Source organism: Streptomyces sp. NPDC102270 (genome assembly GCF_044766405.1).
Classification (GTDB): domain Bacteria; phylum Actinomycetota; class Actinomycetes; order Streptomycetales; family Streptomycetaceae; genus Streptomyces.
In genome coordinates this window covers 88038-100573 of the sequence record NZ_JBIWLX010000013.1, presented here as the reverse complement: position 1 = coordinate 100573, position 12536 = coordinate 88038, and the positions used below count along the sequence as shown (strand labels likewise).

Genomic DNA, 12536 nt, shown 5'->3' with positions numbered 1-12536 from the left:
GGCGACCGAAGCGGGTCGCCATGCGCCGACGCAGCCCATCAGGCCTTGGCCCTGGTCCACCGCGGGCGCTGATGGTAGTCGGCCGCCAGGCCCGACATCAGCAGGGTTATCGCACGGAACGTCCTGGCCAGGGCGGACTCCCGGTCCGTCGCGGCGGCGATGAGCTGGTTGCCCTCGCACAGGCCGGCCAACAGCGCCGCGCGCCGCCGTGGGCGCGCACCTTCCTGACCACACGCACACCGCCCTGGCCGCCCACCACTTGCCGTCCGGCCGGATCACCCTGCAGTCGGACGACAGTGGCGATGGGAACGTCTGGTTGCAGATCGCCGCGTTCGTCCAGAACGGTCAGCAGGCGTTCAATCGGCGGCAGGGCGACGGTGTCGTCGAAGTGCCGGTACTGCTCTCCCAGGACCGAGGGTGCCTGAGCCATCAGCTCTCGGTGCAGGGGATCGTCGATGGTCCGCCGCAGGAAGGCGTGCGTGAGGTCGGCCACCGCGGCCATGGCGGGCTTGGGCCGAGGCCGACGTCACCTCGGCGACCGAATTGACGCGCCTCTTGGAGCCCAGCGATGTGGTCGTCTCCATGGTCGGGCGGTTCATGCCCAAACCACAGATCGACCGCCAGACCACTCGAACGACCCCGGAACGATCGCTCCTGAATCAAGCCGGTGGATCCGGGCGCGGTGGGTGCAGAGCCCTTGCCGTCGCCCCACTCCAGCGTGTATCTATTACAACCGTAAGAAGAACGACCGTAATACAATTGCACGGAGCCGCGGTTCTCGCGCCGTGTCCGGGAAGGTCAGATGAAGACGACAAAGAACATGAAGTGGATCGACGTACCCACCCGCACGATCGATGTCGGCGGGGTGCCGTTCGCCTACCGCGAGCTCGGTCCGACCGGTGGTGTTCCGGTGGTGTTCCTGCATCACCTGATGGCTGTCCTTGACGACTGGGACCCGAGGATCATCGACGGCATCGCCGCCCGCCACCGGGTGATCACGTTCGACAACCGCGGGGTCGGCGCGTCCGGAGGATCCGTGCCGCCCGACGTCGCGGACATGGGCCGCGACGCCGTCGCCTTCATCCGGGCGATGGGACTCGAGAAGGTCGACCTCCTCGGGTTCTCGCTCGGGGGCGGAGTCGCACAGATGGTGGCCCTGCAGGCACCCGACCTCGTGCGCCGGATCATCCTGGCCGGGACCGGTCCCCGGGGAGGCGGCGGCATCAAGGAGATCAACAAGGTCGCGGTCAAGGCGTACGCCAAGTCCGCGCTCACCCTGAAAGACGCCAGGACATTCCTGTTCTTCCCGCGCGACGCCGAGGGCAAGCGGGCCGCGAAGGACTACCTCGCCCGGCTCAAGGAACGCACCCAGAATCGCGACGAGAAAATCTCCCTGCAGGCTCGACGCGCGCAACTGAAGGCCATCCGGGCGGCCGGACTGCACGCACCCGACGACCTCTCGGTGATCACCCAGCCGGTCTTCGTCGCCAACGGTGATCACGACCTCATGGTGGCCAGCAGCAACTCGTCCGACATGGCCCGCCGGATCCCGAACGCCCGCCTGAAGATCTACCCGAACGCCGGACACGGCGGCGTCTTCCAGTACCACCGGGAGTTTGTCCCCGAGGTTCTCGAGTTCCTCAATGGCTGACAGGTCCGACCGGTCGATCGCCGGAAAGGTCGCCCTCGTCACCGGCGGCGGCCGGGGCCTGGGCGCGGCGACCGCGCGGGCGCTGACCGCCGCCGGCGTCCGGGTCTTCGTGATCGATCTGCACCGCCCGGCCGCGGGCGAGGCGATCGACGAGCGGGTCACCCACCTGACCGGCGATGTGACCGACCTCGCCGACATGACCCGAGCGGCCGAGACCGTCGTCAGGCACGCCGGCCGCCTGGACATCGTGATCGCGAACGCAGGTGTACTCGGGCGGGGCGCAACCCTCCGGGCGTCTTCGACTTCGCTGGTCGATCGACTCTTCGACGTGAACGTCGGGGGTGCGCTCAACACGGTCCGCGCCGCCCTTCCGGGCCTCATCGAGAACCGTGGTCGGCTCGTACTCGTCTCGTCGGTCTTCGCCTTCGTCAACGGGGCCGGCGCCATCCCGTACGCGATGAGCAAGGCAGCGGTCGAGCAGCTCGGCCGTGGACTGCGGGTCGAACTCGCCGCTCACGGCGTCAGCGTCACGACCGCGTACTTCGCGGTGATCAACACGGACATGACCCGGCAGGGCCTCGACGAGGATCCAGTGGCCCAGGAACTGCTCGACACCCAACCGAGGTTCCTGCGCAAGCGCATCAGCCCCGAAGAAGCGGCGACAGCAATCGTCGACGGCCTGCGTCGCCGGGATGTGCAGGTGTTTCGTCCGCGCAGATGGACCGTGGTCTCGAAGGTCCGCGGCATCATCGCACCCGGGCTGGACGCCGGCCTTGCGCGTGATCGCACCGTCCAGAGCATCCTCGGACGCCTCGACGCGCGTGAGGGCGAGGACTTCCTGACCACCTGATGTCAGGAACAACGCGGTGCCCCGACTACGCACAGACCAGGAGCCATTGATGACGAGTTCGACCCGGAACGTGTCCGGTCTACTGACCCGCACCGCGTCGGAACACCCGGCGCGCACGGCGATCGTCTTCGGTGGCGATCGGATCTCCTACGCGGAACTCGACGCGGCGTCGAACCGGGTGGCGAACCTGCTGACCGAGCGCGGTGTTCGCCCTGGCGAGAAGGTCGCTCTGTCCTGCGCGAACATCCCGCAGTTCACGACGATCTACTTCGGAATCCTCAAGGCCGGCGCGGTCGTCGTGCCGTTGAACGTACTCCTCAAGGCGCGGGAGATCGCCTACCACCTCAACGACTCGGACGCGACGGCGTACTTCGCCGTCGAAGGCAGTCCAGAGCTCCCGATCGGGCGCGAGGCGTGGTCGGCCTTGCAGGCCGCCGACCGGGCCGCGCACTTCTTCCTCATCGGCAGCGGCGCGTCTGTGGACGGCGTCGCCCCGGACCAGATCTTTGCCGCCGCTGTCGCCGGGCAACCGGAGACGTTCGAGACGGTCGAGCGCGCCGACGACGACACCGCGGTCATCCTCTACACGTCCGGGACCACCGGGCAGCCCAAGGGCGCGGAACTCAGACACCGGAACGTGTACGACATCGCCCGAGCCGGGGCCCAGCTCTTCGAGTCGGACCCCGCGACACCCGACGTCTACCTGTGCGTCCTTCCGCTCTTCCATGCCTTCGGCCAGATGGTCATCCAGAACGGCGCCATCGCGTTCGGCGGCACACTCGTCCTGCAGGCAAGGTTCTCCGCCCATGAGGCGCTGGAGCTCATGCTCGACCATGCCGTGACGTTCTTCGGCGGCGTACCGACCATGTACTGGGGCCTGCTCGAGGCACTCGACGACAGCGTCGACGTCGCCCGGCTGGCCGCCAGCCTGCGCATCGCCGTGTCCGGTGGTTCCGCGCTTCCCGCGAAGATCCACCAAGAGTTCAAGAAACGCTTCGGTGTGACGATCCTCGAGGGCTACGGGCTCTCGGAGACGGTGGCCATCGCGTCATTCGCCACGTACGGCGAGGAGCCCCGAGTCGGATCGATCGGCCGACCCATCGCCGGGGTCCAGATGAAGCTCATCAACGACGACTGGTCGGATGTGGAGGACGACCCCGGCGCGGTCGGGGAGATCGCGATCAAGGGCTACAACATCATGAAGGGCTACTACAAGCGCCCCGAAGCCAGCTCGGAGGCCATCAACCAAGGATGGTTCCGCACCGGAGATCTGGCTCGCAAGGACGCGGACGGCTTCTACTTCGTAGTCGACCGGTCCAAGGACATGATCATTCGCGGCGGATTCAACGTCTACCCGCGCGAGCTCGAGGAGGTGCTCATGGAGCATCCCGCAGTCTCTCTGGTCGCCGTCATCGGAGTTCCGCACCCAAGTCACGGGGAAGAGATCAAGGCCGTCGTCGTCAAGAAGGCCGACGACAGTACGACTGAGGCCGAGCTGACAGCCTGGGGAAAAGAGCAGTTCGCCGGCTACAAATACCCGCGCATCGTCGAGTTCGTCGACGCCCTGCCCATGACCGCCACCGGGAAGATCCTCAAGCGCGAACTGTCCTAGTGGTCTCGCTCCGACTCCAGCATCGCAAAAATCGAACGGAAAGCTATGAAAAAGAGAGCTGATAACTAGGATTTCTTGAGTTGCAGTGGTCGGTGAGCCGCCTCGGCCGACCGGCGACGGGGCTCATCCGTACTTCCCGGGTCGCGAGAACTCCGTACTTCCGGTGGATTGGCGGCCATCGCCGCGAGAGGGGTGTGCCCCCTGGATTCGATGGCCTCCGTCAGAGAGACCGCGCTCACGGTCGGTGCTGAGGGCCTTGCCGGTCGACCTGCCGGAGCGCCGCGCTGCTACGACGTACGGTAGTTGGCCGGGCTGGCGCCGTAACGTGCCTTGAATGCCCGGGAGAAGTGTGATGAGTCCTTGAAGCCGACGCGCAGGGCGATATCCGCGATCGTCGGGGAGCCCTGGTCCGGCCGCCTCATCAGCATGGCTCGGGCGCGGTCGAGTCGCCGGTCGTAGAGCCAGGTTCGGGGCGTGCTGCCGGCTTCGTGGAAGAGTTGGTGGAGATAGCGCAGGGAGAAGCCGAGAGCCTGGCCGACGGCGAGCAGGGTGAGCCCGGGATCGTGCAGTCGTTCGTCCATGTACTCCTTGGCCCGCTCCAGGTCGCGGCGGTGGGCGGCCGGACCGGCTGGTTCGGCGCTGTGCCCTTGTGCGGAACACACGGTGGCCAGCAGGTCCAGGACGTTCGCCGTGATCGACCGGGCCAGCCCGGTGTCGAGAACGCGGGCCTCGTCCGCGAGCGCGCGCAGGACAGGACTGAAGAACGCGCCCGGGCCGCCCGTGGCCCGGAACGGCACCGCCGTGATCCGTTCGGCCGCCGCGCACCGGGAGGTGAGCATCCCCCGCGGTATCTGCAGGACGATCGACCGGAAACGCTCCTCGGACCGGAAGACGTACGGTCTGGCGCTGTCGACCAGCGTGAAGTCACCTGGACCCAGTGTGCAGGAACGGTCGTCCTGCCGCATGGACCCCGCCCCTTCGCGGATCAGGGTGAGGAAGAAGTCCTCTCCCTCCGTCCGGCGGACGAGTTCAGGGGTACGGGCAGCCTCGTGCGGGTCCGCGCTCATCGTGCTGAGGCGCAGCCCACCCGTCTCCCGGGCCACCGAGGAGGCGTCGAAGCCGGCCCTGCGCACGCCGGGGGCCGTCGCAGGCACTTCACCCGCGATCATCGCGACGAACGCGGTGCGCGTGACCGCGTTCCAGTAATCCCACTGGTCACCCCGGTCGAGGCCGGCCGTGGTGAAGCTCCATTCCGATGTCGCCGCGCGCTCCGGTACCGGAGACCGCGCGCTCCCCGTCATTTCGCTCATCATCAGGTTTCCTTAGCGTTACGACACGGCTCAGAGCATGACACGTGACCGAGCCGGACGAAACAGGCCATGTCGCAGAAACAGGCCCTGGCGCAAAGGACTGTCCCATGCTCACCACCATCTACGCGCAGGAGCGAGGCGGACTGCGCTTCGATGTCTTCGCGGGCTCCGAGCCTGCCCTGTCACCCAACTGCGTCCTCGTCAGCGGGGAGCGGGACGCGATCCTCATCGACGTCCAGTTCGTCCGGGACGAGGCACGTGAACTGGCCGAACGCGTCCGCGACACCGGCAAGAACCTCAAGGCGGTGTACATCACGCACGCTCACCCGGACCACTACGGCGGCATGGGCGAAATCCGCGCCGTGTTCCCGGACACCCCGATCCTGGCCAGACAGGGGGTCATCGACGGGATTCTGGAGTGGCCGGCCAAGCGCCTGCACTGGCAGGAGGCGTACGGGGACCAGATCCCGGACGAGATGCCGGTACCCGAGCCGCTGACCGGAGAGCGCCACTCCCTCGAAGGGCACGACGTGGTCTTCGTCGACCTGCCGGTCGCGGAGACGGTCCACGCGACCGCCTTCCACGTGCCCGGATCGCAGGCCCTGATCACCGGGGACCTGCTCAACCACCACTCGCACTGCTACATGGCGGACACCAACAACCCCGGCTCCTGGCTGACCGCCCTGGATCTGGTGCAGGCATTGGGCGAACTCGCCATCGTCGTTCCGGGCCACGGACCGGTGGGCGGAGTAGAGGTGATCGATGACACCAGAGCCTGGCTGCGGGACTACGAGGAAGTGGCCAAGCCTCGGGTGCCCGTCGCCGACATCGCGCGGGAAATGAGCCGCCGGTACCCGGACCGGGCTCTGCCCATGCTGCTCTGGCTCACCCGCGGGCCCTCGTTCGGCCTGGTCGGTCCGAAGGAACTGGGCGTGCCACCGGAGGTCTTCGGGGGCTGAGCCGACGGCCTCGGGAACGAGGGTGTCAGCTCTCCCATGCTCGACCCTGCCGTTGCCAGGGGACACCGGGGCTGCGACGCCGCCAGGATCTACGGCCGTCGCCCTGGTCCTTTACAGCGACGCCCGCCACGCCTTTCCTGTTCCAGCACGTCAATGCCTTCACGACCGAGGTGGCCAACTTTTTCGCCACCTGACCACGCCGCCCCAGACGTCGGCACCCAACCCGGGCGGCAGACCGCTGACACCGGATCAGAGGCACCTTCTGGCCTCTTCTGACCGTGCGAAGTGCCGCCTGACCCGACTGCCGGTCATCACCACCGAACGCCTCCGGGGCCGGCCCGACGGTGACCCGGCGCACCTCATGATCCGGCCCGATTCCGCTGTCCATCACCAGGGCGGAGCCGCTCGTCCAGCCACATCGGAGAAGCACATGTCTTCCTCGAACGAGACTCGAACGTCCACCGTCGAGTTGCACGGACTTGCCGATGAGTACGTCAGGCGCGTCAACCTGCGTGACCTCGACATCCTGTTCGCCCTGTAGGCGCCGGACTTCCGCAACCAGGCCGCCGACGGCGCCACCACCGGCGTCGAGGAGACCCGCGCGGTGCTGCGTCGTTCCTCGACACGGTCCTCGACTTCGCCGCCCCGCCGGTCCGTGTCGTCGCCGAGGACGATCGGTTCGCGATCACCTTCATCCTCACCGGCACGAACACCGGGCCCTTCAGCCTAGTAGATGCCTCGCCAGGTGGGTGCGGTCTCGTCCGTTACGCGCCTGGCGAGATCGCCGATCGAGTCGATGGGGAAACGAGCCCCTCCCCGCCAGCCCCGAAGGGCCAGAAGCCACGAAAAGGTGACTGGGGGGAAGCCGGGTCACCCTGCAATATCCGGCGTCGATACGGCGCCGACCGTCGCGAGCGGACTCGGCCTTGCGTGGCGTCGGGCCAGGCTCCTGGTCCGTCTGCCGAGGCCCGGTTCGCCGTTCTCCCAAGAGACCTCGGGTGGTGCGCGTATACGGGTGCCGTCGACGGCCGTCCGGCGCCCTGGCCTTGCCCGGTCGGCGTTACGTCCGACTCACGCAGGGTGTCCTGCGCGCGTCTTCTCCAGCAGTGCCCGGTCGTGGGAGTTCACGATCACGAGGTCGGGTTCGCCCCGCTCGTACAGCTCGGCGAGGCGGGCGTGGTTGGTGCGGACGCGCTTGATGTCGTACGCGACCATCCGCTCCATGGCGCGCAGGGACGTGGGGACCGGTGAGCGGCCGTCGAGCGTGCCGTGGTGGTAGAAGGCGTCGCCCGCGTGCAGGATCCAGCGGTCGCCGGCGTCCACGGCGACGCAGGCGTGCCCGCGGGTGTGGCCCGGCAAGGAGAGCAGGACGATCGCCGGGGAGATCTCGTCCAGTTCCTTGGCCGCTGCGAACCCCCGCCACCGCTCCCCGTCCGGTGTGTGCTCGACGATCTTCGGGCCGTGCGCCCACTGGGCGGCCTCGTAGCGGAGTTTCTCCCGCCGGGACGGCGCGATCATCGAGGCGAGAGCCTCGGCTGCCGTGACGTGGACCTGGGCGTGCGGGAAGTCGGACAGGCCGCCGATGTGGTCCACGTCGAAGTGGGTGATGACGATGTGCCGTACGTCCTCGCGCCGGAAACCGAGCCGCTCGACCTGGCGGGCGGCGGTCTCCTCGGGGTCGAACACGGGCCGGATCATTCGGCGGGCCGGTCCGACGCGCTTGTGGTCGAAGACGTCGTCCAGACCGAAGCCGGTGTCGACGAGGGCCAGGCCGCTCTCGGTCTCCACGAGGAGGCAGTGGCACACCATGTCGGCCAGCTTCATACTGCCGCAGTTGAGGTGGTGGACTCTCATGGCAGTACGGCTTTCGGGGTGTGGACGAGGGCGGGGTCGGGTTCGCCGCCGGCTTCCTTGAGCAGGCCCCGCACGAAGCGTGCGGCCAGGATCCAGTTCCGCGGTCGCCTCATGTTCAGGCCTCCGATGAGCTGTTTCAGGAGCGTGAGGCTGTCGAAGTAGATGCGTTCGCAGACCAGGTCGTCGTTGGCGTCGAAGATGAAGTACGCCGTCATGCGGACCCGGAAGCGGTTGCCGGTCGGGGGAATCGCCCCGAGGGGGCCCAGGTGGGTGCCCAGCAGCCAGAACTCGACGATGACGGCGTCGTCGGTGTGGCGCAGAGCGATGATCTCGTGGTCCTGGTCGGGGAAGGCGGCACGGCTGCCGTGGTAGTAACCGCGTACGGCCCGGTCGCCGTCGTGCACCGTCATGGTCGGGATCAGCTCGTAGCGTGGGTGGGGGAAGGTGGCCAGGACGTCGTCCCAGTCCTGGCGGACCTCGTCGTGGAAGTGGTCCAGGACGAGCTTCTGGCGGGCCTTGCGGATGTCGTCAGTGATCATGAGTGAGTGATCGCCTTGTGGGTGAAGGTGGGTGCGGTGCCGGGGTTGGCCCAGAATGCCGTCAGCTCGCTGGACGGGAAGAACTGGAGAAGCGGGGGTCGGTCTGGGAGCGATCGACCAGCGTCTTCTCGAGGATGAGCGAGTTGTACTGGTCGGCGGTCGTCTCGATGGTGTTGGCGTTGAGGACGACCTCCTGCCGCCAGTTGCGGGCCCAGCGAGCGATACCGGGCATGCGCGAGTGCTCGGGGGTGAGGCACTCCGCGGCGATGGCGTTCTCGCTGGAGGCCCAGATGCCGGTGTCGGTGTTGAGGACGAGGGTCTGGTTGCCGAAAACGTGCCCCGGGGTTTCCACGATGGCGACCCCGGGACCGAGGATCAGGGAGCCGTCGACGGGGAGGAAGGCGTCCGGACGTACGTCCTGGTACGTCTCCGGCTGGTACCAGGGCTGTTGGAGGGGGTGCAGCTGGGACATGGACAGCATCTCGTGCCGTTGCACGATGACCCTGGCATGAGGGAAAGCGGGCTCGACCGCGTTGTCGCCGTCGAGGTCGCGCTGTGGGCTCGTGGTGCCCACCCAACGGCGCAGGTCCTGGGTGTGCAGGTGGTCGAAGAGGAGATAGTCGACGTCCTTGGGCCGGATGCCGAGCCGGGCCAGATGGCCGAGGACCGTGCCGTGCTCGGTGACGAGCAGGGACCGCAACATTCCCGGAGTGCGTCGGGCGAGCGCCGCGAAGTACGGTGTGTTCTGGCCGAGTTCGTGGTCGCTGGGTTCGAACAGCAGCACCCGCTGCCGCCCGTCGCTCTCCGTCCACCGTACGACCAGCATGCGGTTGGTGATCGCCACGAACGGCGCGATGGCAGAACTGGCCCGGAACAGGCCGAACTTGGTCGGGTAGGGAAGGGTGATGAGGTCGCAGGTCGTGACGCTGTCCGGGGTGCCGGTGGCGGCGAACTCGGCGCGGAAGTCCTTCGCCCGGGTCCGGGCCCAGACCAGCTTGGCGCCGTAGCCGCCGGGGACCTCGACGAGTCCGTCAAGGGTGGTGATGCGGGTGCCGGTCGTCGGCATGTCGACGACGTCGGTGTCGTGCCAGGCGAGCTTCATTTCTCCTGCTCCTCCTCCGGCCGGCAGAGCTTGTTGATGGGGTTGCCAGCTGCTCGCTGGGGAGTGCGCGCGAGGTCGGTTCATCTCGAGGGAACCGGCCTCCCGGGACCAAACCCCGCACAGGGGGCTGCCCCAGTTGAGGTGGTGAACCCTCATCCCAGCGCTTCCACGCTCAGAGTGCCAACGAGGGTACGACGACCTCCACGAGGTGTGGCCCGGGCTCGGCAATCGCCCGCTCGAGTGCCTCATTGAGTTCCGCGGCAGTATCGACACGGACCGAGGGCACACCGAACCCTTCGCCGATCTGGACGAAGTCGAGGTGGGTATCTCCCAGATCCAGCTGCGCTTTCGCCTTGGGGCCCGCTGCCTCGGCGCCGACCCTTTGGAGTTCGAGGTTGAGGATCGCGTAGGAGCGGTTGTTGAAGATCACGACGGTGATGTCGAGCTGCTCCCTCGCCATGGTCCACAGGGACTGGATCGTGTACATCGCGGATCCGTCGCCTTCGAGCGCGAAGACCGGACGATCCGGACAGGCGACAGCCGCGCCCACGGCGACCGGGAGCCCCTGGCCGATCGCACCACCTGTCAGAGTGAGTACATCGTGGCGTGGCGCCCCTGCGGTGTGCGCAGTCAGGGACAGCCCAGAGGTGTTCGACTCATCGGAGATGATCGCGCGTTCGGGGAGCACAGCGCCGATTGCCTGACAGACCTTGTCCGCGGTGAGCGGTCCCGTCGGCTTGTCCGGTCTGAATGACCGCGCGACCGGTGGTTCGACCTCCCACGCATCCACGGCATCCGCGAGCGCCTCCAGGGTCCCTTGGATGTCGTCGGTGGGTGCTACCAACTCATGGACCTCGCACCCGTCGGGAACGAGACAGCTCTCCTTGCCCGGATAGGCGAAGAATGACACGGGTGCCTTGGTGTCGACGAGCAACAGGTGGTCAAATCCCTCAAGTTGCGTCGCTGCGAACTCGGCGAGGTAGGCAAGGCGTTGTACCTGCGGGACGCCGGCCCCACGCTCCCACCGGGTCGGGAAGACCTCGCCGAGGAGTGTCGCCCCGGTTGCTTCCGCTATCCGGGTCGCCAGAAGCAGGGCGTCTGCTCGAAGTGCGCGGCCGCCGAGAAGCAATGCGGTCTTCTGGCCGCTCGCCAGGGCCGAGGCGACCCGCTCGATCGTCGTCGCCGGCACCGCTGACGGTGGCGTCACCGACAGCGGTGCGCCTGGCTCGGCGCCCTCGTTCCACGAGACGTCAGCCGGCAGGATCAATGTGGCGACCTGCCCGGGTGATCCGTGAGCGGCCTCGATCGCCTCGGCGGCGTCGCGACCCAGTTCCTGCGCGGACTGGGAGGTCCGAACCCAAGGGGAGACGTTACGAGCGACGGTCTCGATGTCGGACTGCAACTGGGTGTCGTACTGAACGTGGTGCGTAGCGTGATCGCCGACGATGTTGATCATCGGCACCTTGGCTTTACGGGCGTTGTGCAGGTTGGCGAGCCCGTTCCCGAGTCCGCACCCGAGGTGCAGCAACGTCGCCGCAGGGCGATCAGCCATGCGTGCATATCCGTCCGCGGCGCCCGTCGCCACACCTTCGAACAGAGCGAGAACGGCACGCATGTTCGGCTCGGAGTCCAAGGCGGCAACGAAGTGCATCTCCGATGTGCCGGGGTTGGTGAAGCACGTGGTCACGCCGGCATCGACCAGCGTTCGCATCAGTGCCTGGGCGCCGTTCATGAACTCGCGGACCCCGCTCCGATGGGGGCGAGCTCGGTGCGGTACGCGCTGCGCCATTCCGTCCACTCCGGCAGTGGGACCACCTTGTCGGGAAGGTTCGACACCAAGGCGTACTGGGGCACGAAGATCGCGCCCACGGACTGTGCCGAGATACCGAGCTCCCGCAGCTCGTCCGCGACCGGGTGCGAGCCGAGCACCAGCCGAGCGTGGCCGGGGCCCTGCAGGATCGTGGCGGTCACCTCGAGCTGGTACGGGACGTGGTACATCGCGTTGTCCACGGGGCTGACGGAGTAGCAGTGGAAGTCGCGGCGGAGGGTCTCGTGCGGACCGTCCGAGCGCTGGACCGCCAACGTGAAGATCGGGACGCCGTCCTGGCTGACCTCGGCGATCCGCTCGGTAGCGCTGTCCGAGAACTGGACATCAGCCATGACCTTGGGAAAGCCGAGAACGTCGCGTCCGACCAAGAGCGCCTGAGCACTGTCCACCGCGATGTGGACAATATACGAGCCGTTGCCGGGGAGTTCGTCCGCCTCGGTGATCGAGGCCACCGGCACGTTCTCACCGGGTGACCGGTGGACCGGAATACCGCAGACGAACTCGCGGTACGGGTCCAGGTTCTTCTCGAGGTACTCCATCACCTGAACGGTGATCAGTGCGTGTTCCGGGGTGACAAGAACAGGGCGAACGTCGGTTTCCGGCATCAGCTCCTCGGCCTTGGCCGCGTCGATGAGGAAGTGTCCGACGAACGAGCTGGCCCGCTCGGTCAGCAACGGCATCCGCACGGACGTTCCGTCGCTGAGCCAGTGCGTTCCCTGCGTGCCGTCGTCGACACCCATGATGGATTTCGTCATTGAAACCAACCTTCAGATCGTCGGCGGTGGGCACGGTCGTGGCTTCCGTGTCGATCGCCTCGCTGGTTCTGACGTT

Annotated in this window: 12 protein-coding genes; 5 read left to right on the top strand and 7 right to left on the bottom strand. The window is 67.3% G+C overall.

Translation table 11 applies throughout. The features are described from left to right. Positions 1-38 precede the first annotated feature (38 nt). A complete protein-coding gene (locus tag ACIRP7_RS27245) occupies positions 39-191 on the bottom strand; it encodes a hypothetical protein (RefSeq protein WP_403664580.1) in 153 nt (50 codons plus the stop codon). 17 nt (positions 192-208) lie between these two features. Between ACIRP7_RS27245 and ACIRP7_RS27240 the strand changes: the two genes are divergently transcribed. From ACIRP7_RS27240 to ACIRP7_RS27225, 4 genes are all read left to right on the top strand, one after another. After that, positions 209-547 carry a hypothetical protein gene (locus ACIRP7_RS27240; RefSeq protein WP_403664578.1) on the top strand — a complete coding sequence of 113 codons (339 nt, stop codon included), beginning with the start codon at positions 209-211 and terminating at the stop codon, positions 545-547. A gap of 255 nt (positions 548-802) precedes the next feature. Continuing rightward, positions 803-1651: an alpha/beta fold hydrolase gene (locus tag ACIRP7_RS27235; RefSeq protein ID WP_403664577.1), complete on the top strand. Its 849-nt coding sequence runs from the start codon at positions 803-805 to the stop codon at positions 1649-1651. After that, the gene (locus tag ACIRP7_RS27230) at positions 1644-2501 is read left to right on the top strand and encodes an SDR family NAD(P)-dependent oxidoreductase (RefSeq protein ID WP_403664575.1); all 858 of its coding nucleotides are present in this window, start codon (positions 1644-1646) and stop codon (positions 2499-2501) included. Before ACIRP7_RS27235 ends, ACIRP7_RS27230 begins: the two co-directional genes overlap by 8 nt. Positions 2502-2550: 49 nt before the next feature. After that, positions 2551-4113, top strand: a complete 1563-nt coding sequence (locus ACIRP7_RS27225; RefSeq protein WP_403664573.1) for a long-chain fatty acid--CoA ligase — start codon at positions 2551-2553, stop codon at positions 4111-4113. Between the two features lie 287 nt (positions 4114-4400). Here ACIRP7_RS27225 and ACIRP7_RS27220 read toward each other — a convergent pair whose 3' ends face one another. After that, on the bottom strand, positions 4401-5426 hold the full coding sequence (locus ACIRP7_RS27220; RefSeq protein WP_403664571.1) for a helix-turn-helix domain-containing protein: 1026 nt from the start codon (positions 5424-5426) through the stop codon (positions 4401-4403). A gap of 104 nt (positions 5427-5530) precedes the next feature. Between ACIRP7_RS27220 and ACIRP7_RS27215 the strand changes: the two genes are divergently transcribed. After that, positions 5531-6382 (top strand): MBL fold metallo-hydrolase, encoded by an 852-nt coding sequence (locus ACIRP7_RS27215; protein WP_403664569.1) that lies wholly within the window; start codon positions 5531-5533, stop codon positions 6380-6382. Positions 6383-7453: 1071 nt separating this feature from the next. Here ACIRP7_RS27215 and ACIRP7_RS27210 read toward each other — a convergent pair. The 5 genes from ACIRP7_RS27210 to ACIRP7_RS27190 all read right to left on the bottom strand — a co-directional run bounded on the left by ACIRP7_RS27210 (position 7454) and on the right by ACIRP7_RS27190 (position 12460). Continuing rightward, entirely contained in the window at positions 7454-8236 is a 783-nt protein-coding gene (locus ACIRP7_RS27210; RefSeq protein WP_403664567.1) for an MBL fold metallo-hydrolase, read from the bottom strand. Next, a complete protein-coding gene (locus ACIRP7_RS27205; RefSeq protein WP_403664566.1) occupies positions 8233-8775 on the bottom strand; it encodes an ester cyclase in 543 nt (180 codons plus the stop codon). The genes ACIRP7_RS27210 and ACIRP7_RS27205 overlap by 4 nt, the downstream gene beginning before the upstream one ends. A 61-nt stretch (positions 8776-8836) precedes the next feature. Next, positions 8837-9877: a hypothetical protein gene (locus ACIRP7_RS27200; RefSeq protein WP_403664564.1), complete on the bottom strand. Its 1041-nt coding sequence runs from the start codon at positions 9875-9877 to the stop codon at positions 8837-8839. Between the two features lie 172 nt (positions 9878-10049). Further along, on the bottom strand, positions 10050-11609 hold the full coding sequence (locus ACIRP7_RS27195) for an acetolactate synthase large subunit (protein WP_403664562.1): 1560 nt from the start codon (positions 11607-11609) through the stop codon (positions 10050-10052). Continuing rightward, on the bottom strand, positions 11606-12460 hold the full coding sequence (locus tag ACIRP7_RS27190) for an acetoacetate decarboxylase family protein (RefSeq protein WP_403664560.1): 855 nt from the start codon (positions 12458-12460) through the stop codon (positions 11606-11608). The genes ACIRP7_RS27195 and ACIRP7_RS27190 overlap by 4 nt, the downstream gene beginning before the upstream one ends. Positions 12461-12536 lie beyond the last annotated feature (76 nt).

Coding starts and splice junctions, on each gene's coding strand:
- ACIRP7_RS27225 (WP_403664573.1), top strand. CDS start 2,551: ATGACGAGTTCGACCCGGAACGTGTCCGGTCTACTGACCCGCACCGCG.
- ACIRP7_RS27215 (WP_403664569.1), top strand. CDS start 5,531: ATGCTCACCACCATCTACGCGCAGGAGCGAGGCGGACTGCGCTTCGAT.
- ACIRP7_RS27220 (WP_403664571.1), bottom strand. CDS start 5,426: ATGATGAGCGAAATGACGGGGAGCGCGCGGTCTCCGGTACCGGAGCGC.
- ACIRP7_RS27230 (WP_403664575.1), top strand. CDS start 1,644: ATGGCTGACAGGTCCGACCGGTCGATCGCCGGAAAGGTCGCCCTCGTC.
- ACIRP7_RS27235 (WP_403664577.1), top strand. CDS start 803: ATGAAGACGACAAAGAACATGAAGTGGATCGACGTACCCACCCGCACG.
- ACIRP7_RS27190 (WP_403664560.1), bottom strand. CDS start 12,460: ATGACGAAATCCATCATGGGTGTCGACGACGGCACGCAGGGAACGCAC.
- ACIRP7_RS27200 (WP_403664564.1), bottom strand. CDS start 9,877: ATGAAGCTCGCCTGGCACGACACCGACGTCGTCGACATGCCGACGACC.
- ACIRP7_RS27210 (WP_403664567.1), bottom strand. CDS start 8,236: ATGAGAGTCCACCACCTCAACTGCGGCAGTATGAAGCTGGCCGACATG.
- ACIRP7_RS27195 (WP_403664562.1), bottom strand. CDS start 11,609: ATGAACGGCGCCCAGGCACTGATGCGAACGCTGGTCGATGCCGGCGTG.
- ACIRP7_RS27205 (WP_403664566.1), bottom strand. CDS start 8,775: ATGATCACTGACGACATCCGCAAGGCCCGCCAGAAGCTCGTCCTGGAC.